At 67.2% G+C, this 21149-nt stretch carries 20 protein-coding genes and 1 tRNA gene; 10 read left to right on the plus strand and 11 right to left on the minus strand.

Annotated features, from left to right (window positions below; genetic code table 11):
• On the plus strand, positions 1-156 hold a 156-nt coding region (locus tag AVJ23_RS17260; RefSeq protein ID WP_157772700.1), incomplete at its 5' end, for a transposase.
• 151 nt (positions 157-307) lie between these two features.
• On the opposite strand, the gene AVJ23_RS17265 is transcribed toward AVJ23_RS17260, so the two are convergent.
• The 9 genes from AVJ23_RS17265 to cydD form a co-directional block, all read right to left on the minus strand.
• A complete protein-coding gene (locus AVJ23_RS17265) occupies positions 308-673 on the minus strand; it encodes a DUF5368 domain-containing protein (RefSeq protein WP_058863575.1) in 366 nt (121 codons plus the stop codon).
• A 10-nt stretch (positions 674-683) separates the two neighbouring features.
• Positions 684-1994, minus strand: a complete 1311-nt coding sequence (locus AVJ23_RS17270; protein WP_058863576.1) for an NAD(P)/FAD-dependent oxidoreductase — start codon at positions 1992-1994, stop codon at positions 684-686.
• Between the two features lie 131 nt (positions 1995-2125).
• The gene (locus AVJ23_RS17275) at positions 2126-2563 is read right to left on the minus strand and encodes a DsrE family protein (RefSeq protein WP_058863472.1); all 438 of its coding nucleotides are present in this window, start codon (positions 2561-2563) and stop codon (positions 2126-2128) included.
• 21 nt (positions 2564-2584) lie between these two features.
• Complete coding sequence (locus tag AVJ23_RS17280) at positions 2585-3553, minus strand: SLAC1 anion channel family protein (protein WP_058863473.1); 969 nt, start codon at positions 3551-3553, stop codon at positions 2585-2587.
• Between the two features lie 100 nt (positions 3554-3653).
• Complete coding sequence (gene cydX, locus AVJ23_RS17285; RefSeq protein ID WP_058863474.1) at positions 3654-3791, minus strand: cytochrome bd-I oxidase subunit CydX; 138 nt, start codon at positions 3789-3791, stop codon at positions 3654-3656.
• Positions 3792-3804: 13 nt separating this feature from the next.
• A complete protein-coding gene (gene cydB / locus AVJ23_RS17290) occupies positions 3805-4965 on the minus strand; it encodes a cytochrome d ubiquinol oxidase subunit II (protein ID WP_058863475.1) in 1161 nt (386 codons plus the stop codon).
• Between the two features lie 5 nt (positions 4966-4970).
• Positions 4971-6584, minus strand: coding sequence for a cytochrome ubiquinol oxidase subunit I (locus AVJ23_RS17295; protein ID WP_058863476.1), 1614 nt, complete (start codon positions 6582-6584; stop codon positions 4971-4973).
• 88 nt (positions 6585-6672) lie between these two features.
• Positions 6673-8343 carry an amino acid ABC transporter ATP-binding/permease protein gene (locus AVJ23_RS17300; protein ID WP_058863477.1) on the minus strand — a complete coding sequence of 557 codons (1671 nt, stop codon included), beginning with the start codon at positions 8341-8343 and terminating at the stop codon, positions 6673-6675.
• Entirely contained in the window at positions 8340-9968 is a 1629-nt protein-coding gene (cydD, locus tag AVJ23_RS17305; RefSeq protein WP_240484705.1) for a thiol reductant ABC exporter subunit CydD, read from the minus strand. Before cydD ends, AVJ23_RS17300 begins: the two co-directional genes overlap by 4 nt.
• Positions 9969-10095: 127 nt before the next feature.
• On the opposite strand from cydD, the gene AVJ23_RS17310 reads away from it, so the two are divergent.
• The 5 genes from AVJ23_RS17310 to AVJ23_RS22885 all read left to right on the plus strand — a co-directional run bounded on the left by AVJ23_RS17310 (position 10096) and on the right by AVJ23_RS22885 (position 15106).
• A complete protein-coding gene (locus tag AVJ23_RS17310) occupies positions 10096-10566 on the plus strand; it encodes an RrF2 family transcriptional regulator (RefSeq protein WP_058863479.1) in 471 nt (156 codons plus the stop codon).
• A 215-nt stretch (positions 10567-10781) separates the two neighbouring features.
• Complete coding sequence (locus tag AVJ23_RS17315) at positions 10782-12047, plus strand: ABC transporter substrate-binding protein (protein ID WP_058863480.1); 1266 nt, start codon at positions 10782-10784, stop codon at positions 12045-12047.
• Between the two features lie 123 nt (positions 12048-12170).
• The gene (locus tag AVJ23_RS17320; RefSeq protein WP_157772701.1) at positions 12171-13214 is read left to right on the plus strand and encodes an iron-containing alcohol dehydrogenase; all 1044 of its coding nucleotides are present in this window, start codon (positions 12171-12173) and stop codon (positions 13212-13214) included.
• 127 nt (positions 13215-13341) lie between these two features.
• Positions 13342-14172, plus strand: a complete 831-nt coding sequence (locus AVJ23_RS17325) for an AraC family transcriptional regulator (protein ID WP_084794708.1) — start codon at positions 13342-13344, stop codon at positions 14170-14172.
• 274 nt (positions 14173-14446) lie between these two features.
• Positions 14447-15106, plus strand: coding sequence for a hypothetical protein (locus AVJ23_RS22885; protein WP_157772702.1), 660 nt, complete (start codon positions 14447-14449; stop codon positions 15104-15106).
• Between the two features lie 419 nt (positions 15107-15525).
• On the opposite strand, the gene AVJ23_RS17335 is transcribed toward AVJ23_RS22885, so the two are convergent.
• Positions 15526-16698 carry an IS5 family transposase gene (locus tag AVJ23_RS17335; protein ID WP_058863577.1) on the minus strand — a complete coding sequence of 391 codons (1173 nt, stop codon included), beginning with the start codon at positions 16696-16698 and terminating at the stop codon, positions 15526-15528.
• A gap of 795 nt (positions 16699-17493) precedes the next feature.
• Positions 17494-17569: transfer RNA gene (locus AVJ23_RS17340), tRNA-Lys, on the minus strand.
• Positions 17570-17686: 117 nt separating this feature from the next.
• Here AVJ23_RS17340 and dapF point away from each other — a divergent pair.
• The 4 genes from dapF to AVJ23_RS17360 are packed head-to-tail and all read left to right on the plus strand — an operon-like array spanning position 17687 to position 21131.
• Positions 17687-18517 carry a diaminopimelate epimerase gene (gene dapF, locus AVJ23_RS17345; protein WP_205626880.1) on the plus strand — a complete coding sequence of 277 codons (831 nt, stop codon included), beginning with the start codon at positions 17687-17689 and terminating at the stop codon, positions 18515-18517.
• Complete coding sequence (mtaB, locus tag AVJ23_RS17350; protein WP_058863484.1) at positions 18514-19767, plus strand: tRNA (N(6)-L-threonylcarbamoyladenosine(37)-C(2))-methylthiotransferase MtaB; 1254 nt, start codon at positions 18514-18516, stop codon at positions 19765-19767. Before dapF ends, mtaB begins: the two co-directional genes overlap by 4 nt.
• Positions 19767-20384: an FMN-binding negative transcriptional regulator gene (locus AVJ23_RS17355; RefSeq protein ID WP_058863485.1), complete on the plus strand. Its 618-nt coding sequence runs from the start codon at positions 19767-19769 to the stop codon at positions 20382-20384. The genes mtaB and AVJ23_RS17355 overlap by 1 nt, the downstream gene beginning before the upstream one ends.
• A 51-nt stretch (positions 20385-20435) precedes the next feature.
• On the plus strand, positions 20436-21131 hold the full coding sequence (locus AVJ23_RS17360) for a CDP-alcohol phosphatidyltransferase family protein (RefSeq protein WP_058863486.1): 696 nt from the start codon (positions 20436-20438) through the stop codon (positions 21129-21131).
• Positions 21132-21149: the final 18 nt, after the last annotated feature.

Raw genomic sequence — 21149 nt, forward strand, 5'->3', positions numbered from 1 at the left:
AAGCATGACAAGCGCCGCGACAAACGACGCGACAGGATCGAAATCATGTTCGGCAGGCTCAAGGACTGGCGACGCGTCGCCACGCGCTACGACCGACGCCCACCAGTCTTCCCGTCAGCAATCGCCCTCGCCGCTACGGTCATCTACTGGCCATGAGTCCTGAGCCTAGCTTGATGGACGAACACGATCGCCGGCTTTCCTTTCGACAGCGCGGAATGCAGAGGGCGGCGCCTTCCGGAGGCGCCGCACGGTAAGTGTACGTCGGCGCCGTGGTGGTTCTCTGAGACACCCCGCGCGGTCGGCCGGTCTATCCGGCGTGAGTGTCGCCCGATGGCGGGGCCAGAAGGGATTGCACGGTGTAGACGAGGATTGCCGCGCCGATGGCGCCGCCGGCGGCCACGGCCAGCAGGACGATCATGTCGATCGGCCCGCCAAGATTGGCGAGCTGGGAGTCGGTCATCGCCAGCACGAACCAGATGGCCAGCACCGCACCAACCGGCATGGACAGCTGGGCCAGCAGGAACTTGCGCCAACTGACCGCGCGGTCACGGATCAGGACGTAGAGATAGCCAAGCGTCACAAGCGCCGCGACAACGACCATGGCCCAGAACAGGCTCCGGCCGAAGATTTCCTCGAACACCGCGATCAGGGTTCCGATTGTCAGGTCTTTCATTTCTTCCTCCTCAGGCGCGGCCGCGCAGCATGGCATTGTAGGTGGCCTTCAGCGCCACTTCCTTCATCAGCCAGCTGATCCACAATTCCTCGAGCGGGGCGATCATGCCCGGGAAGGACGGCACGAGGTTGTTGTCATAGTCGAACTCCACCAGCATCGCGCGCCCGACCCGGGTGATCATCGGGCACGAGGTGTAGCCATTGTAGGTCTCGGTCGGCTCGGTCCCCTCGATGGCCGAGACGAGGCCGTCCTCGACCACCGGCACCTGCCATTTCACGCTGGCCGCGGTCTTGCCCTTGGGCACGCCGGCCACGTCGCCCAGTGCCCAGACCTCGGGGTAGCGCAGGTGGCGCAGGCTGGCCTTGTCGCATTCGACCCAGCCCTGGTCCGTCCACTTGTCGGCCCAGCTGAGGCCGGACTGGCGGATCACCTCGGGCGCGCGCTGCGGCGGGATCACATGCAGGTAGTCGTAGTCCATTTCGGTCGTGCCGTCTGGCGTCCGGAACGTCGCGCGCTTGGCGCCCGCGTCGATGGATGTCAGGGTGTGCCGGTAATGGCTGGCGATGCCGCGCTGGTCAAAAAGCATCCGCACCTTCTCGGCCACGATCGGCACCCCGAAGAGCGATCCCTGCGGCGCGGCGTAATGCATGTCGATCTTGCCGCCATTGCCTGCGCGTTTGCTGATGTCGTCGATCAGGAAGGTATGCTTGAGCGGGGCGCCCGCGCATTTCATCTCGGTCTCGGGGCGGGTGAAGAGACCCACGCCGCCTTCTTCGGTGAAGCGTGCGGCTGCCTGCCAGGTGCGCGCGGCATAGTCCGGCCCGGCATAGAGCGCGCCGATGCCGTTCTTGCCGACCATGTCCAGCGAGAAACCCTCGATCGCGTCGTGATCCAGCACGAGGCCGGGGGCAACGACGAGGAAGTCATAGGGCAGGGACTGGCCGCTCTCGGTCGCGACGGTCCGGGCCTCGGGGTCGATGGCGGCGGCCTTCTCGGCGATCAGGGTGACGCCGTCGGGCAGCCAGTCGGTGGTCTGGCTGACCACGTATTCCGCCGGTTTCAACCCCGCGGCCACCAGCGACAGTCCCGGCTGGTAGAGATGCTGGACGCGCGGGTCCAGCAGGGTGATCTGTGCCTCCTCCAGCCGGCGCACCAGCCGGTTGGCCAGCGAGGTGCCGCCCGCCCCGGCGCCGATGATGACGATCCGGGCATTGGTCGACACCTGCGCGCGCGCGTCCCCGGGGGCGGCCAGCGCGGCAGCGGCGGCACCGCCCGCGGCCAGTCCGAAAAACTGCCGCCGGGTCGCGTTCAGCTTGGTCATGATGTCCTCCTGAGGCATGTCGTATTCCGTTGCATACATATATCAGAAGTGAAATGTGTGGTTTGATATATGTCAAAATCATCAAAGAATGCGCCCGCCCGCGAGCCTGTCGCGGGCGGGCCGGCCATGGTTCAGTACGAGGCGATCCGGGCCGTCGGCGACACCATGGCGGCGGCCATCTCGCCGGGATTGGCCACGCCCACCCCGTCCAGCAGGACAGAGGCATCGGCGCCCTTGCCGGGCAGGTAGATCGCGCAGACCTCGACCTTGGCGCCGGGCATGGCGGCGATGCGGGTCATCAGGGCCTGCGGGCTCATGTCGCGCGGCGGCTGCGGGGCGGTGGCGCTTTCGGGCGCGTCCTTGAGCGCGAGGTCACCGGCCGGCCCGCAGAGGAGGATATGCGGAGCGACGCCCCGGTTGGCGGCCTGGAACGCCAGCACCATCGCCATCAGCTGGGTCTGGGGCTCGGGTGCGGTCAGGATGGTCACCAGCGTCTCGGGCGCCTCCTGCGCCACGGCGGGCGTGCCGAGGGCGAGGGCCAGCATGGCGGCACGGGCGATTGTCTTCATGGTCGTAGTCCTTTCAAAGGGTTACTCGGGTTGGCAGATCTCGCCGCGCGCGATGGCGCGGAGGGTGCGGACCAGCAGCAGCGCCACGATGGCGCAGAGCACGGCCAGTCCGATCCGCCCGGCCAGCACGTGGCCGGGACTGGGGGCCAGCGCGCCGAAGCGCAGCGTGGCGATGGTCAGGGCGGCGACGGGAAAGCTCAGCGCCCACCAGGACAGGGCGAAGGGCAGGCCGCGCAGCTTGGCCGCCTGCGTCGCGGCGAGGCCCAGAAAGACCAGCGCGGCGCCGAAAAGGATGCGGGCGAAGGCATCGAGCACGCCGCCGTTCAGTTGCAGCCAGGCCAGGAAGGCCACGGCGGGCGGCGCGATCAGGATGGCGAGCGTCGGCACCATGCGGCCGGGCAGCGGGTCGTGAAAGACGAGCCGGTTCATGACCAGCACCAGCAGCACCAGCCAGAAGATCAGCCCGGCCGAGAAGAAGACCCAGGAGGTCTCGGGAAAGCCCAGGGCGACGCCCGCCACCGGGGCGACGACATTGCCCACCGCCGGAATGAACCAGGCCGGCGAGATATGCATGGTCTGGAAGGGGCGGTGCCCGATCCAGTTGGACAGCACGGCCAGGGTCAGGGCGCCCTGCGCCGCGGCCCCGGTCAGCCAGACCCCGCGCGCCAGCTCTTCCGAGACGGGGCGCAGCGCGGTGGCGATCAGCAGGAGCGAGATCGAGATCGCCGGGAAGAAGGCCAGCTTGACCGGATGGCGCCACTCGGCCGCGACGGCCTGCGGATAGCGCAGCGCCTTGAGCGTGTAGAGCCCGGCCAGCGCCGCAAAGACCAGCAGCGTCAGGGCCAGCGCGCCAATGCTGGCGGTCTCGGCGCCGGCGGCGTGCAGGGCCAGCGTCAGGCCGGACAGGCCCATGACGGCGGCAAAGAAGGGCACGGGGAAATGTTCCAGCCGGTTGTGGGGCAGGTCGGCGGTCTCGGGCAGGGCGGTCATGGCAGGTCTCGGATGGAGGGGGGCTTGGTCCGGTCCCCGCGGCGGGATGCGGCCGCGGGAACCGGCAGGGCGGGAAGGAAGGGACGTCCCCCCGCCTGTCTCAGTGCGTGTGCTCGCCGATCGGGCAGTCGCCCTCCTCGGCAAGGCAGGCATCGGTGCGCAGCTCCAGCCACATGGCGTTCAGAACGGCGAAGAGCGCGGCCAGCGGAAGGCCCAGAAGCCAGGCGAAATACCACATGATATCAATCCTTTCAGTAGCTGTGGCCGGATCCGGTGACGTCGGCCTCGGTGACCTTGCCCCAGAGCACCTTGTAGACCCACGCGGTGTAGGCGAGGATCAGCGGCATGAAGATCAGCGCGCAGACCAGCATGATGAACAGCGTCTGGTGCGAGCTCGACGCGTCCCAGACGGTCAGCGAACTGCGCGGATCCACCGTCGAGGGGAGGATGAAGGGGAACATGGTCAGTCCGACCGAGGCGATGACCCCGGTGATCCCCATCTTGGACCAGAGCAGCGTGCTGACCTCGCGGCCTGCGCGCAGCCCCATCACCGCCAGCGCGATGCCGGCAAAGCCCATCACCGGGGCCACCACGATCCAGGGCCGGGCGGTATAGGCGGCCAGCCAGCTGCCCCCGCGCGTCACCTCGGAATAGAGCGGGTTGGACGGGCCACCCGGCACCACCTCGTTCACCAGCGCGAACCCGTCGATCCCGACGGCCAGCCACAGCCCGGCCAGCGCATAGCCGCCCGCCGCGACCAGCCCGGCGATGGTGCCGATGCGGCGGGCACGTTCGGCGACCACGCCTTCGGCCTTGAGCGACAGCCAGGCGGCGCCATGCATCAGCAGCATGGACAGCGACACCACCCCTGCCAGCAGCGCGAAGGGGCGCAGCAGGCCAAGGAACTTGCCGTAGAAACTGCCGTCATACATCGGCATCAGGTCCTCGGTCAGGTGGAAGGGCACGCCCAGCAGCACGTTGCCCACCGCCACGCCGAAGATCAGCGCCGGCACCGCGCCGCCGGCAAACAATGCCCAGTCCCATCGGGCGCGCCATGCCGCGTCCTCGCGCTTGGAGCGGTACTTGAACGCGACGGGGCGCACGATGAAGGCGGCCAGCACGACGAACATCGCCAGGTAGAAGCCCGAGAAGGACACCGCGTAGAGCGGTGGCCAGGCGGCGAAGATCGCGCCGCCGCCGAGGATGAACCAGACCTGGTTGCCTTCCCAGACGGGGCCCACCGTGTTGATCACGATGCGGCGCTCCACATCCGTTTTCGCGACGAAGGGCAGCAGCGCGCCCACGCCCATGTCGAACCCGTCGGTCAGGGCAAAGCCGATCAGCAGCACGCCCAGAAGCGCCCACCAGATCACGCGCAACGTGTCGAAATCGATCAGTTCGTAGAGGATCATGTCTGTTACTCCGCGGGGGTTGCGGTTGCGGCGGGCGCGTCGGGCATCCGGCGCAGCCGGGCCTCGTGACGGGCCTGCCAGGCCTCGGTCTCGGCGACGTCCTGGAACGGGCCCTTGCGGATGTATTTGACCATCAGGCTCACCTCGATGACGAAGAGCACCGTGTAGAAGAGCACGAAGCCGGCGAGCGTGATCAGCAGGTCGGCAATCCCGAGATGGCTGACCGACAGCGCCGTGGGCAGCACCCCATCCACGGTCCAGGGCTGGCGTCCGAACTCGGCCACGAACCAGCCCAGCTCGGCCGCGATCCAGGGCGTCGGGATGATCGCCACCGCGGCGTAGAGGGACCAGCGCGGGAACTGCATGTTCCGGAAGGACGCGCGGTAGAAGAAATAGGCCATCACCGCGATGAAGCTGAAGCCGAGCGCCACCATGATGCGGAAGGCCCAGAAAAGGGGCGCGACACCGGGGATCGTGTCCTCGGCCGCCATGGCGATCTGCTCCTCGGTCGCCTCGCGCGGGTCCTCGACATAGCGCTTGAGCAGGAAGGCATAGCCAAGGTCGTCGGAATGTGCCTCGAACCTGTCGCGCACCGCTTGCGGGGTGGCGTCACGCTCGGCCCGGATGGTCATCAGCGCGTCATAGGCGATCACGCCGTTGCGGATCTTGTCGGCGCTTTCGGCCTCCAGCTGGTTGATGCCGGGGATCTCCTCGGTCAGGCTGCGCGTGCCGATCAGCCCCATCGCCCAGGGGATGTGCACCGCGTAATGCGTCTCGCGCGCTTCCTTGTCGGGCAGGCCGACCAGCGTGAACGAGGCGGGCGCCTCCTCGGTCTCCCACATCGCCTCGATCGCGGCGAGCTTCATCTTCTGCGTGTGGCTGGCCGAGTAGCCGGATTCATCGCCCAGCACGACCACCGACAGTGCGGCGGCCAGGCCAAAGGACGATGCGACCGCGATCGATCGCCGTGCAAGGTCCTTGTGCCGGTCCTGGATCAGGTAAAGCGCCGAGACACCCAACACGAAGACCGCGGCGGTGACGTAGCCGGCGCTGACGGTGTGCACGAACTTGGCCTGCGCGACCTCGTTGAAGACCACGTCGAAGAAGGACGTCATCTCCATGCGCATGGTCTCGGGGTTGAACTCGGCACCGACCGGGTTCTGCATCCAGCCATTGGCGATCAGGATCCACAGCGCCGAGAAGTTCGACCCGATGGCCACCAGCCACGCCACGACCATGTGCTGCACCTTGCTCAGCTTGTCCCAGCCGAAGAAGAACAGCCCCACGAAGGTCGCTTCGAGGAAGAAGGCCATCAGCCCTTCGATCGCCAGAGGCGCGCCGAAGATGTCGCCGACATAGTGGCTGTAATAGCTCCAGTTCATGCCGAACTGGAATTCCATGGTGATGCCCGTGGCCACGCCCAGCACGAAGTTGATGCCGAAGAGCGTGCCCCAGAATTTCGTCATCTGCCGCCAGATCGGGCGGTTCGTCATGACATAGACGGTCTCCATGATCGCCACGAGGATCGACAGACCCAGCGTCAGCGGCACGAAGAGAAAGTGATACATGGCCGTCATCGCAAACTGCAGGCGCGACAGCTCGACCAGTCCGATCTCCATGAGTGGAATCCTTTCGGTGATTATCCGCATCGGGGATGCGGGTTATCGCCGGTTATATTCCATATTGGAGATGTGTATTTGACCTGAGTCAAATTCCCCATCGGTCATGCAGATTTTCCGGCCGCGTGACGCGCACATGCCGGTCGGCGCAGGCGCGTTCCTCGGTGCGGTGCGCGGCCAGCAGGATCGCGGCCCCGGGGCAGGCGGCGCGCAGGCCCGACATGACGGCGCGTGCCGTCTCTGCGTCCAGCCCCTCGGTCGGTTCGTCCAGCAGCAGCAGGCGCGGCTGCCGCAGCAGCGCGCGGGCCAGCACCAGCCGCCGCGCCTCGCCGCCCGACAGACCGGTGCCGCGAAAGCCCAGCCGGGTCTCCAGCCCGTCCCGCGCGCGTAGTGTGTCGGCCAGTTGCACGGTCTCCAGCACTTGCCAGAGCCTGTCCTCGGACGCTTCCGGCGCGGCGAGGCGCAGGTTCTCGGCCACGGTTCCGGCGATCAGCGCATGGCGCTGCGGCACCACCGCGATGCTGCCCGTCCGGGCCGTCAGCGGCAGGGCGGCAGGGTCCTGCCCGCCGATCCGCACCGTGCCCGTGGACGGGGTCAGGGCCCCGGCGGCCAGCAGCAGCGCGGTGCTCTTGCCGCTGCCGCTCGGCCCTTCCAGCACCACGGTCTCGCCCGGCGCGACGCGCAGCGAGAGCGGGGCAAAGACCGGCCGGTCGGCCTCGGGCCGGGCAAAGGTGACCGCGTCGAAGACCAGCGTGCCCTCCGGCGGCTGCCCGCCGCTTGCCTCTGCAGGCGTGTCGAGGGCGGGCAGGATGCGGCGCGCGGCTTGCGTCATGCGGCCGATCTCGGACAGGGCGCGGCGCACCGGGGCGACGGTTTCCCCCAAGGCCAGCGCGACGAAGACGCCGATCGCGGCCTGCGGCGCGGTGATCGCGCCCTGCTGGACCAGCGCGATGCCCAGCCCCAGGGCCAGCACGGTCAGTCCCGCGCCGGTCATGTCCAGCAGCGCGCCGGTCACCCGTTCGATCCCGTCCAGCCGCGCCCGGGCGGCGGCATGGCGGGCAAAGGCGGTCTCCACCTGAGCGGCGCTCTGCCGCAGTTGCCCGTGCATGGCAAGGTCGTCGCGCCCGGCCACCAGGTCGATCAGCCGCGACCGCGCCGCCTGCAGCGCCGCCTCGGCCCGGCGCGCCGGATGCCGGGCGACGCGCTGGCCAAGGGCGAAGGTCGCCGTGGGCAGGATCAGGTAGCCACCAGCTACCGCCAGCGCGATCCACGGGTGCACCAGCGGCCAGAGCAGCGCTCCGCTGCACAGGATCACCGTCCAGCCGGCCAGCGCGGGCAGGATCAGCCGCAGCAGCGCTCCGTCCAGCGCGTCGGTATCGGCCGTCACGCGGTTGAGAAAGGCATTGGCCCGCATCCGCTCCAGCTGGCGATAGGGGCTGTGCAGCAGGCCCTGCAGCAAGCGAATGCGCAGGCCCGACAGGGCGCGCAGCGTGGCGTCATGGGTCAGAACCCGCTCGCCATAACGCGCCGCGGTGCGCCCCAGCGCCAGCAGGCGCACCATGGCCGAGGGCGCGAAGACGTTGAACAGGATGCCCAGGCCCGCCATGCCCGCCGCGGCGGCGGCCGTGATGAACCAGCCTGACAGGCCCAGCAGGGCCACGCCCATGGCCAGCACGGTGACCGACAGGGCAAGCCCGCGCCACAGGGCCCGCTGCTCGGCCCGGGCAAGGATCAGGACAAGGCGCAGCAGGGCGGTCATGCGGCGGCCTCCGCGGTCCCCAGCGCCACCTGCCGGTCCATGCGCGCGGCCAGCGCCGGATCATGCGTGGCAAGGATCAGCGTCCCGCCATCGCGGACATAGCGCATCAGCCCGTCGGTGATCGCATGGGCCGTGGCGGCGTCCAGATCGGCGGTGGGTTCGTCGGCAAGGATCAGCCCCGGCCGGCCATGCAAGGCGCGGGCGAGCGTCACGCGCCGCGCCTCGCCGCCCGACAGGCCGGCACCGCGTTCGCCCAGCCGGGTCAGGTCGCCCCGGGGCAGGCTGGCGAGCACCTCGGACAGGCGTGCCGTCTCGATCAGCGCGGGATCGAGCGGTGCGCCGAAGCCGATATTGTGGCGCAGGCTGCGATTGCCGAAATGCGGCGCCTGCGGCATCCAGCCCAGCGTCGCACGCCACGCGTCCGCCGTGTCGTCCTCCAGCACCCGGCCGTCCAGCAGGATCCGCCCGGTATCGGGCCGCTCGAGCCCGGCCAGCAGGCGCAGCAAGGTGGTCTTGCCGCAACCGCTGGGCCCGGTCAACGCCACCGTCTCACCCGGTGCGACGCGCAGGTCGGGAAAGCGGATCGCGCCGCGGCTCACGCCTTGCAATTGCACCACCGGCAGCGGCGCCAGCGGTGCGGCCTGCGTGCCGTGCCCCATGCGCTGCGGGCGGTCCTCGGCGCGCCAGGCGTCGATCTCGTCCAGCACCGCCTCGGCGGCGGCCCGGTCGTGCCAGGCCGCGGCAAGGTCGCGCAGCGGCTGGAAGAACTCGGGCGCCAAGAGCAGCAGGTAGATGCCCACGGCCGGCGACAGCTCGGCGCCCCACGCGCCCCAGCCCAGCTCGCCCAGAAGCGAGAAACCGACCCAGATCGCCACCATCGCCACCCCCAGCGCCGAGAACAGCTCGAGCACGGTGGAGGAGAGGAAGGCGATGCGCAGCACCGCCATGGTGCGGTGGCGCAGGTCCTCGGAGGCGCGGGCAAAGCTGTCGACGGTCTGCGGGCCGGCCCCGACAAGGCGCAGGTCCGACAAGGCGGCCAGCCGGTCGACCAGCAGGTCGCTCAGCTGGCCGATCTCGGCCATTTGCTCTTCGGAGGCGGATTTGGCGGCCCAGCCGACCAGCGCCATGAAGACCGGGATCAGCGGGCCGGCCAGCAGCAGCACCACGGCCACGGCCCAGCTGTGCCAGGCTGCGATGGCCAGGATCACCAGCGGCAGGACACTGGCGCGCATCCGGGCGGGGCGGTAACGCAGCAGGTAGGGGCGCACGGCCTCCAGCTTCTCGGCCGCCAGCGCGGCCAGCGCGCCTGCACCGCCATGGGCCGAAGGCGTCGCGGCCGCCGCCTCGGCGCGGGTGATCCCGTCCCGCAGGGCCGCGATCCGCGCATCGGCCGCCCGGGCCAGCGCGCGCTGGGCGGCGGCCTCGAGCAGGCTGCGCAGCAGCGCCAGCGCGGCAAAGCCCCCGGCCATGACCAGCGGCTGCAGGCGGGACGGATCGGTCAGCAGCGTGCCCAGCGACCATGCGATCACCGCCGCCGCGGCCAGCCAGACCAGCGCGGCCGCCACGCTTAGCACGGTGCCGCGCCGCATGTCTTTGGCGAAATTCGAGGGGTCTGTCCGGGGCACGTCGGGGCCTGTCTAATTCACATCCTGGGTGCAGCTTTAGACGCAGTGCCGGACCGGCGACTTGATCTGCCTCAATGTCAAAGCCGCATCTCTGGTGCAGAAATGAGAAAAGGGAGAGACCGCGCAGATGAGGCTGACCACACGAACCAACCTGGCGGCGCGCATCCTGATGACCTGCGCCAGCAATCCCGACCGCCTGCTGCGCACGGCCGAGATCGCCGAGATGTGCAACTGTTCCACAAACCACGCCGCGCACGTGGTCCAGCGGCTGCAGGCCGAGGGCTACGTGACGACGCTGCGCGGGCGGGCCGGGGGCATCCGGCTGGCGCACCCGGTGGAGCAGGTCTCGATCGGGGCGGTGTTCCGCCTGTTCGAGCGCGAGATCCCCTTCGCCGAATGCTTCGACGCGGAAAACAACGGCTGTCCGCTGGTCGGCGCCTGCCGGTTGCGCAGCTATATCCAGCGCGCGCTCGAAGCCTTCTACCACGAGCTGGACATGGTCACGCTGGACGATCTGGTGCGCGGCAATTGCGGGCTTCAGGCGCTGCTGGCGATGCAGCCGATCCCCGATCACCCCTGCGCCGGACCGCCGGCCTGACCGACCCGGACCACGGGGATCGCGGGCCCGCGCGGGTCATGCTGCGACGCGGCGTCGCAGACAAAAACAGACTGCGGGATATTTCGGCCAACCCCCGGGAGTCTGCCCCCCGGGCGCCGTGCCGTACCGTTTCAGGATTGCCGACGGCCCGGCTGGCAGGCGTTGGGCGGCAATAGGACAACAGGACGGCCTGTCTCTGAAACGGGAGGAAAGTCATGAAAAAGGCACTGGTAGCCTCGGCATCGGCCCTGGCGATCTGGCTTCCTGCGGCCGCCATGGCCCAGGACGACACGGTCAAGTTCGGTATCCTGGTGGCGCTGGAGGGCGCGTTTGCCGAAGGCGGCGCGGATGGCGTGCGCAACGTGGAACTGGCCATCGAGCAGGCCGGCGGCATGGCCGGCGGCAGGACCATCGAGACCGTGGTCGCCCCCACCGACACCACGCCCGACACCACCGTCCGGCAGGCGCGCAAGCTGATCGAGCAGGACGGGGTGGACATCATCCTCGGCCCGCTCTCGGGCTCGGAAGGCATCGCCATGCGCGACTATGCCAAGACGATCCCCGACCACACGGTGATCAACGGCATCTCGGGCGCGCTCGAGACGACATGGGTCGACCCTGCCGAGAACTTCTTCCGCTTCAACCTGGACGGCGCGCAATGGGGCGCGGGGCTGGGCACCTACGTGGTCGAGGAGAAGGGCTGGACCAAGGTCGCCACGGTCGCCGCGGACTATTCCTTCGGCTACACCAACTTCCTGGGCTTCGCTGTCGATTTCTGCCGCTCGGGCGGCGAGATCGTCGATCGCTTCTGGGTGCCGCTGGGCTCGTCCGATTTCGGCGGGGTGATTGCCTCGCTGCCCGATGACGTGGACGCGATCTACCTTGGCGTCGGCGGCACGGATGCGATCAACTTCCTCAACCAGTACAGCCAGGCCGGGGCCGAGACCAACCTGATCGGCGGCACGATCATGGCCGACCAGACGGTGCTGACCTCGCGCGGCCGCGCGAAAGAGGCGCTGATCGGCACGCCCACCTCGGGCCCGCTGGCCGAGGACAACCCCGACGAGGCCTGGCAGAATTACGTTGCCGCCTATCAGGATGCCTTCCCCGAGGATGAGCGCTTCCCCTCGCCGTCGCTGTTCGGCGTGGGCTACTACGTGGCCGCGCTGGCCGCCATCGAGGCGCTGGACCAGGTCGAGGGCGACCTGTCGGACGGGCAGGCGGCCTTCAAGGAGGCGCTGTCCAGCATGACGCTGGAAACCCCGCTGGGCCCGGTGACGCTGAACGAGAACCGGCAGGCGACCGGCTCGGTCTTCATCAACGAGGTGGTCGAGGATGGTGAAGGCGGCCTGAAGAACGAGTTCAAGGCCCGCACCGACAATGTCAACCAGACGCTGGGCATGACCGCCGAGGAGTTCCGCGCCATGGGCCTGCCCTCGCGCGACACGCCGGATTGCGCGGCCCTGGCCGAGGGCGGCTGAACCCGCGCCCGAGCCGTTCCGTCTGGCGGGGCCGGTGCGCCGGCCCCGCCCCATCCGCCCCTCCCCGTGTCCCGGACGGCCCGCGCGGCTGCCCGAGCCGCCCTGACCGCCACGGTGCGACACGTGTCATTGATCGCCTATCTCACCCGGGTGCATTTCGCCGACCGCGTGCTCGAGGATGCACTGCCCGAAGAGCTGTCGCGGCTGGGGCTGCGCCACCCACTGATCCTGACCGATATCGGCAATGGTGAAAGCGACGGGCTGGACCGGCTGCAGGACGCGCTGGCGGTCACGCCAGAAGAGCCCGCGCTGCTGCGCGTCGCGGCCTCGGGCGATGGTACGGCCGACCTGTCGCGGGCGCGCGCGCTCTGCGCCGAGACGGGCTGCGACGGGATCATCGGCTTTGGCGGGATGCGGGCGCTGGATCTCGCGCGGCTGCTGGCCGATGCGCAGCGCCCCGCGATCACCATTCCCACCCAGACCCAGACCATCGGGCTGGGCCCGCTCTCCAGCCACGTGGTCCCTGCGCCGGGCTGCCGTGCGGTGCTGCCGGCCGCGGTGCTCTGCGACGCGACGCTGACCTTGGGCGCCGATCCCGACAGCACGGCGACGGCCGGGATGGATGCGCTGATCCACTGCCTTGAAAGCTTCCTCGGCACCGCGTTCAACCCACCCGCCGACGGCATCGCGCTGGAGGGGCTGCGGCGCTGCGCGCTGCATCTCGAGGACGCGGTGCGTGACGGCGCCGACATCACCGCGCGGCGCGAGCTTCTGGCCGTGGCGCTGAATGGCGGGCTGGCCGCCGAGAAGGGGTTCGGCGGGATCGAGGCCGCGGCGCATGGGCTGGAGACGCTGTCGGGCGCACGCCACGGCGCCCTGCACGGCGCGCTTCTGGGCGGCATGCTGAGCTTCAACGCCCCGGCCGTGTCCGACCGGTTCGCGGTTATCCGCACCGCGCTGGGCCTGCCCGCGCGCAGCGACCTGGCCGAGGAGCTGGCCGCGCTGGCCCGCCGCATCGGCCTGCCCACGCGGCTGTCGGATATCGGGATCGGGGCGGACCTGCTGCCGGCGGCGGCACGGCGCGCCGCGGCCGATCCGGCCAACCGGACCAACCCGCGCCTGGCCACCGCGCGGGATTACGAAAGGATCATGCGCGCCGCGCTTTAGCGCGCCGCCCCCGCGCATACCATTTTGTGGTGCGACAGATTCGCGCTAACATCGCGGCGCCGACGCGGACGAAGACGCTGCGCGCGCCAAGAAAGAACAAGAAGAACGACGTTCTTGGGAGGACATTATGAGTGAGTCATTGGCCGTGTTTCACGGGCATTTCGGTCGCGTGTGCCTTTACGACATGGACCGCCGCATGGTGCCGCACGGGCATCGCGAGGGGCACCTGATCTTTCACGTGCAGGGGCCGCCCGGCGCCGTCGTGGTCAATGACCGCTCCTACCCGCTGTCGGCGGGGCAGGCCGTGGCGGTCAGCCCGTGGCAGGCGCATTACTACACGCCGATCCATTGCGAACAGTCGACCCTGGCGCTGGTGCTCTACATGCGGCCGGGCTGGTTTCTCGAGGCGGCGCGCCGGGCCTCGGCCTCGCTCTGTTTCGGGCGCGTCGGCATCGAGGTGACCGAGCACCTGTCGCGGCTGGTCTTCGGCACCGCGCAGGCCATGCTGGACACCGACCGCGAGGACCTGCTGATCGAGGACCGGCTCTGCGCGCTGACCCAAGGGGCCTATGACCAGTCCTGGCAATGGACGCCGCGGGGCACCGAGTTCACCGGCCCCGAGCTGCCGCGGCGTGATTTCCGCATCCGCAAGGCGCTGCGCGTGATGCAGCAGCGCGTGGGCGAGGCGATCGGGCTGGACAAGGTGGCCTGCGAGGTCGGCCTGTCGCGGCCGCATTTCTACAAGCTCTTCCGCGCGCAGATCGGCCTGACACCCAATCTCTACCTCAACGCGCTGCGCATGGAACGCGCCATCGACATGCTGGCCACCTCGCAGGAGGCGGTGGCCGATATCGGCTTCGACCTCGGCTTTTCCAGCCAGGCCAGCTTCTCGCGCTTCTTCATCTCCAACGGCGTGGTCCCGCCGTCCGCCTACCGCCGCGCGGTGCAGGTGGCCTGAGGGGGTCCGGGCCGGGGGACAGCCCTTTGCATTCGTAGGTGCATAATGGCTTGCGGCTCGGAGCACTATATTCGCCCAAAGCCCGGGGTGACAGCGCCGTGGCGCACCGCGTTTGCATTCTTGAGAGTGGCGAGTGGAAATCCCTCGCCCCACCGCTCCAAGTTCGGACCATTGACCGCGCCGCATGACGCGATACGCTGCCCCCGGAAAGCGTCGGTGAGCGTATTCCACCAACTGCGCGGCCCGATGCCTCATAGGAATGAAAAGTTTGATGATGAACAAAGCGCTTAGAGTATCGGTGATGATCGGCTGCATGGTCATTGCCATGGCCACACCGAGATCTGCATGGTCTGATAATGACTGCATCAATTGCGGGCCGCCTTTGACGGGGTCTGACTCCATCACGCGGGTCACGGAGTATATCAACGCGCATTGCCGACCAATTGTTAATATTCATAGCCTTTGCGACAGTATGGATATTGTTGAGAGTTTTGATGATGATATCATGAACTTCTTTACTGACTGTGGAGATAAAGAACTGGACGTTATCCATGCGGCCCTTCGCAACGTCGAGTGCAGAAATAACGACTTCAAGGAAAGTTATCCATATCGGGATAGTATTCGCCTTTTGCCTTTGATTTCTCACTACATTCCTACTTCAAGCTCATTTATCAAACAGATTGCTGACAAATACATCGATGCAGGCAGGGCTGATGACCTCGCTGAGATAATGAATACACCCGATCATCAGGGCAGAGCCTTCCTCGATTATATTGAGTTTATTCGCCAGTTTGCTGGTGAAGACACCTATCAGTACAAAGACCTTCAAAGAGTCATAAATCTGACCTGCAATCTTGGGGGCCGGTACAGTCAAAAGCCCCAGCCTGAGGGGTGCCAGACCCATGAACGGCTGCGCTCCCATTTCGATGATTAGAAAGAGGTGATTTTGGCGCGCGCCGATCGGTGAGGGCGCAGGATCTCTTTGTGCCGTTCAGAGGTGTGCTGGATCACTTTGCACCTTGGGGGGCATAGGGTCATCGGGGCGAGCCAGTGTCGCAGGCGATATCGCGTCGGTGACGCTTTTTCTGCGATCCATGTCAGAGAACCGGTCGGAAGCGTCCTGCGCATGGCCATCCGCATCTGACTAACACGTGGCAAGCGTAACGCACCGCAGGAAGGTTCGCCAAATCGACCTCCGGCGTGTAGGCCCCCCGAAGATTTCTTTGGGGGGCTTTGTTGGACATAGTGTTAGCAGGCCGCTGAAAAAGGCCCGCGTGAGGGATGGTTTCCGTCAATGCGGACGCTGGGTGGGGCTGGAGCATGCGCAGGCAAACCTGACTGCGGCTTCCGCGGTCAGGCCGCCTGCAGTTTTGGCAGCCTCGCCATGTTGCAAGCTGCCATAGTCAGCGTGAAGCGGGCGCGCACGCGCTCAATGCCGCGATACATGGTTTGCGCCATACCGCCGACGGTCTTCGCCCAGCCGAAAGGTTCCTCGATCTTCTTCCGTCGCCGCTGTGACTTAGCGTAGCCGGGGTGCCGGGTGGTTCTGCCGTCGATAGCGGAGTGTCGGGACTTTTGGGCGACATGCGGCGTCACAACCATCTGACGCAGCTCGGCGACGAAGTCGGCGCTGTCATAGCCGCGGTCCGCTGCCAGGGTCAGACGCCGCGTCGATCCGGGCGAGTGGCGGTGGAGCATGTCGATGGCGGCACGGTGCTCGGCGTGCCCGTCAGCTTGCGTGAGGTCGGCCTGCACGATCAGGCCGGAACGGTTCTCCATCAGGCTATGCCCCATGAAGCATAGCACCGCGCCAGCGCCGGGCGACTTCTTGAACAGCCGGGCCTCCAGATCGGTCATCGAAGCATGGGTCGCGTTCGACCGGCGTTCGCCACGGAAGTCGACTTCGGCGTTGCGGCTGCGGCGTGTGGGGCGGATCATGGGGTCAGGCTCGGTCGTGGATTGGTCAGATGAAGATGTGGGCGGCGCGCTGCCATCTGGCGCATCGCCGGAACCCTCGTCCCCGCCCAACGTCGCTCTTTCCTTCGGCTGGAAACTCTTCATCGACGCCCAGGCCTTCACAAGGGTGCCGTCGATCGAGAAATGGTCGTCCGACAGCAGCGGTGCCACCTCGCGATGCGCGAGAATGGCGGCCATGATCTTGCGCGACATGTCCGTGGTCAGCAGCCGGCCGCGGTTCTTCGTGGACACGGTCGGGACCCAGACAGCGTCATCGATCCCAAGGCCCACGAACCAGCGGAACAGCAAGTTGTAGTCCATCTGCTCCATGAGCTGCTGCTCGGACCGGATCGAGTAGAGGATTTGCAGCAGGCTGGCCCGGATCAATCGTTCCGGCGCGATCGAGGAGCGGCCCTCTCCCGCGTAAAGCCGGTCGAACTCTGCATCTAGGGAGCGCAGTGCGTCGTTGACGACGGCCCTGATCTTGCGAAGCGGGTATCGCGCTGGAATGCGCTCCTCGAGATCGATGTAGCTGAACAGCGAGCCCGTCACCTGATCTGATCCACGCATCCCACACTCCGTCGCCATCGTAGTGGTGACGGTGAATCATGTTCCGCGGCAGTCGTCGAGGCAGGAGTTTTTCAGCGGCCTGCTAACCCGACAACCGAGGCATTACAGCATTCCAAATGACAAATAGAATCATCCGAAGCCTTTCTTGAATGTGCCGCAGCAAACTTTGCCTTCACAAAGCGAGGCGCTATAGTATCGGTAGATCAAATTTGAGAGGGCCGACCATTCCCAATATCTCTCCCTCTTATTTCCGAAGCTTCTCACTGTTGGAAGCAAATTTCCTTTTACTCCGCTTGCAGTTTTTCCAATATCAACTAACTCTATTGGTGCATAGCGCTGATAGAGGCACCCATCTGTCGTGAAGAACTCCAACCGAGGATCTCCATCCACTACATGTGGCACAATTTGAACATTTCCGAAGCCGTTATTGAGTGAGACCCGACGCAGTACAAATTATTGCCACTCGGTGCCATCCCAGGCTTTAGGGTAGAATTAGTTAGACAAATTCGACCTGCTTATATTGAACCATTTTTCAAAGCCAAACAAAACTGTTGGTCGCTGGAGTGCTGCAGAAGCTTACGTTGCACACAATGCGCAGGTTGTACGTGGCGGCATGAAATCACGAAAGTATCTTGTCGCGGCTCAGCGACACGTTTCCGCAGTGTAGCTCAGCTCACGTGGGAACGTGAAAGGTTTGGCGCGACGCAAGCCGAAACAACTGCGCAAAAACTGCGTCCTATACGCGTCCTAGAACCTCAAAGGGCTCAGCCGCCTCCGGCTAAGCCATTGAGGTAGTGGTGAGCCGTGCAGGATTCGAACCTGCGACCCACTGATTAAAAGTCAGTTGCTCTACCAACTGAGCTAACGGCCCACTGTGTCGCGCCTTCTATGGATTGCGCGGGGGGTGGTCAACCCAAAATTTCGCATCGGCAGCAAAGCCGTGTCGCGGGCTCTGGAAAGCGCAGGCGAGGACACGTATATCGGCGCAATGGAACAGATGCCGCACACCGGTTTGCCCTTCATGAAGATGCACGGGCTGGGCAACGACTTCGTCGTGCTGGATGCGCGTGCGCGGCCGGTCGAGGTCACGCCAACCTTGGCCAGGGCGCTGGCGGACCGGCATCGCGGTGTGGGATTCGACCAGCTGGCCGTCATCGGAACCGGCGCGGCGGATGCGCATCTGACGTTTTTCAATTCCGACGGTTCGACCTCGGCGGCCTGCGGCAACGCGACGCGCTGCATCGCGCGCTTCCTGATGGACGAGATCGGGTGCGACAGCCTGACCCTGACCACCGATCACGGCACCTTGCAGGCGGTGGATGCGGGCGACGGGCTGACCTCGGTCAACATGGGCCCGCCGCAGCTGGACTGGCAGGAGATCCCGCTGGCCGAGGAGATGGACACGCTGGAGCTGCCGATCGAGGGCAGTCCGACCGCCACCGGCATGGGCAACCCGCATTGCACCTTCTTCGTCGAGGATGCCGAAGCGATCCCGCTGGCGCAGTTCGGTCCGCGCTACGAGACCCATCCGCTTTATCCCCAACGCACCAACGTGCAGGTGGCCAGCGTCACCGGCCCCGACCGGCTGCGCATGCGGGTCTGGGAACGCGGTGTCGGCATCACGCTGGCCTCGGGCTCGTCCTCCTGCGCGACGGCTGTGGCCGCAGCGCGGCGCGGGCTGACCGGGCGGCGCGTGACGATCGACCTGGACGGGGGCACGCTGCAGATCGACTGGCGCGAGGATGGCGTCTGGATGACCGGCGCGACCGCGCATGTCTTCTCGGGCACGCTGACGCCCGACTGGCTGGCGTCGCTGTGACCGCCCCGCGCTTCACCACGCTGGGCTGCCGGCTCAACGCCTACGAGACCGAGGCCATGAAGCGGCTGGCCGACGAGGCCGGCGTCAAGGATGCCGTCGTCGTGAACACCTGCGCCGTCACGCAGGAGGCGGTGCGCAAGGCCCGGCAGGAGATCCGCCGCCTGCGCCGCGAGAACCCCGACGCGCGCGTCATCGTCACCGGCTGCGCCGCGCAGATCGACCCCGACAGCTTTGCCGCCATGGGCGAGGTCGACGCGGTGATCGGCAATACCGAGAAGATGAGCCCCGAGACCTGGGCCGGGCTGGCCTCGGATTTCATCGGCGAGACCGAGCGCGTGCAGGTCAACGACATCATGTCCGTGACCGAGACCGCGGGCCACCTGATCGACGGGTTCGGCACGCGGGCGCGCGCCTATGTGCAGGTCCAGAACGGTTGCGATCATCGCTGCACCTTCTGCATCATCCCCTATGGCCGGGGCAATTCCCGCTCGGTTCCGGCGGGGGTGGTCGTGGACCAGATCCGCCGGCTCGAGCAGGAGGGGTTCAACGAGGTGGTGCTGACCGGGGTCGACCTGACCTCGTGGGGGGCGGACCTGCCGGGCGGACCGCGGCTGGGCGATCTGGTGATGCGGATCCTCAAGCTGACCGGCATCGCGCGGCTGCGCATCTCCTCCATCGATTCGATCGAGGCGGATGACGCGCTGATGGAGGCGATCGCGACCGAGCCCCGGCTGATGCCGCATCTGCACCTGTCGCTGCAGCATGGCGATGACCTGATCCTCAAGCGGATGAAACGCCGCCACTTGCGCGACGATGCCATCCGCTTCTGCGAGGAGGCGCGCCGCCTGCGCCCCGACATGACCTTCGGCGCCGACATCATCGCCGGCTTCCCGACCGAGACCGAGGCGCATTTCGCCAATTCGCTGAAGCTGGTCGAGGAGTGCGACCTGACCTGGCTGCATGTCTTCCCCTACTCGGCGCGCCCCGGCACCCCGGCGGCCCGGATCCCCGACAAAGTGAACGGCGCGGTGATCCGCGAGCGTGCGGCACGGCTGCGCGCGGCCGGTGAGGCGGCGGTGGACCGGCACCTGGCCGCGCAGCAGGGCCGCGCGCATGAGGTGCTGATCGAGGCGCCCGACATGGGCCGCACCGCGCAATTCGCCGAGGTCAGCTTTGACGCCCCGCAGCCCGTGGGCCAGATCGTGCCGGCGGTGATCCGCGGCACGCGCGGCACGCAGCTGGTCGCCTGATGCATCCCAACCCGCAGTTCCGGCAGGCCGAGCGCACCCGCGCGCTGGCCTTTGCCCGGGCGCGCGGCTTCGGCCTGCTGACCGTGTCGACCGAGGGTGCGCCGCTGCTGGCGCATGTGCCCTTCCTTCTGTCCGAGGCGGGCGACAGCGTGGACCTGCACCTGGTGCGGTCGAACCCGATCTGCCGCACCGCGCGCGACGGCGTGGCCGCGACGCTCGCCGTGACCGGGCCGGATGGCTATGTCTCGCCCGACTGGTACGGGCTGGAGGACCAGGTGCCCACATGGAACTACGTCGCGGTGCACCTGACCGGCATGCTGATCCCGCTGCCCGTCGAAACCCTGCCCGACATGCTGGCCCGGCAATCGGCGGCGTTCGAGGCGCGGCTGGCGCCCAAGCCCGCCTGGACGATGGACAAGATGAGCACCGAGACGCGCGCGCGGTTCCTGCGCATGATCCTGCCCTTCCGGATGCAGGTGAGCGAGGTGCAGAGCACCTTCAAGCTCAACCAGAACAAGCCCGACGCGGCGCGCCACGCGGCCGCCGGGCATGTGGCCCAGGGCTTTGGCAGCGAGCTTGATGCGCTGGCGTCGCTGATGCGCGAGCCGCCGGGCTGAGAGGGCGCGCCGCCAATTGCACCGCGCGGCAAAATCGTCCATGACGGGTCGATGACACTTCAGTCCCGTGCCCTCTGCGTCCACCTGCTGACCGCCACCGGCGCCGTTTTCGCCATGCTGGCCATGCTGGCCGCGGTGCAGGAGAACTGGCCGATCATGTTCCTCTGGCTGGTCGTGGCCTTTGCCGTGGACGGGATCGACGGGCCGCTGGCGCGCAAATACGACGTCAAGACCAACGCGCCGCGCTTCGACGGGGTGCTGCTGGACCTGATCATCGACTACCTGACCTACGTGTTCATCCCGGCCTTCGCGCTGTTCCAGTCCGGCCTTCTGCCCGGCTGGACCGGCTGGCTGGCGATCATCCTGATCACCTTTGCCAGCGCGATGTATTTCGCCGATTGCCGGATGAAGACCTCGGACAATTCCTTCCACGGCTTCCCGGGCTGCTGGAACATGGCCGTGGTGGTCCTGTTCGCGGTCAAGCCGGATTTCTGGGTGATCCTTGCGCTGGTCGCGGTGCTGGCCGTGGCGATGTTCCTGCCGCTGAAATTCATCCACCCGGTGCGCACGATGCGCTGGCGCGCGGTGTCGCTGCCGGTGGCGCTGGCCTGGACCTGCTTTGCCGGCTGGGCGGCCTGGGTCGAGTTCCACCCGCAAAGCTGGGCGATCTGGGGGCTTGTGGCCAGCTCGGTCTACCTGCTGCTGGCCGGGATCGCGCAACAGCTGATCCCCGCGCGGGACCGCTAGGCCCCGCGCAAGTCCGCC

The organism is Pseudoponticoccus marisrubri (assembly GCF_001482405.1).
Classification (GTDB): domain Bacteria; phylum Pseudomonadota; class Alphaproteobacteria; order Rhodobacterales; family Rhodobacteraceae; genus Pseudoponticoccus; species Pseudoponticoccus marisrubri.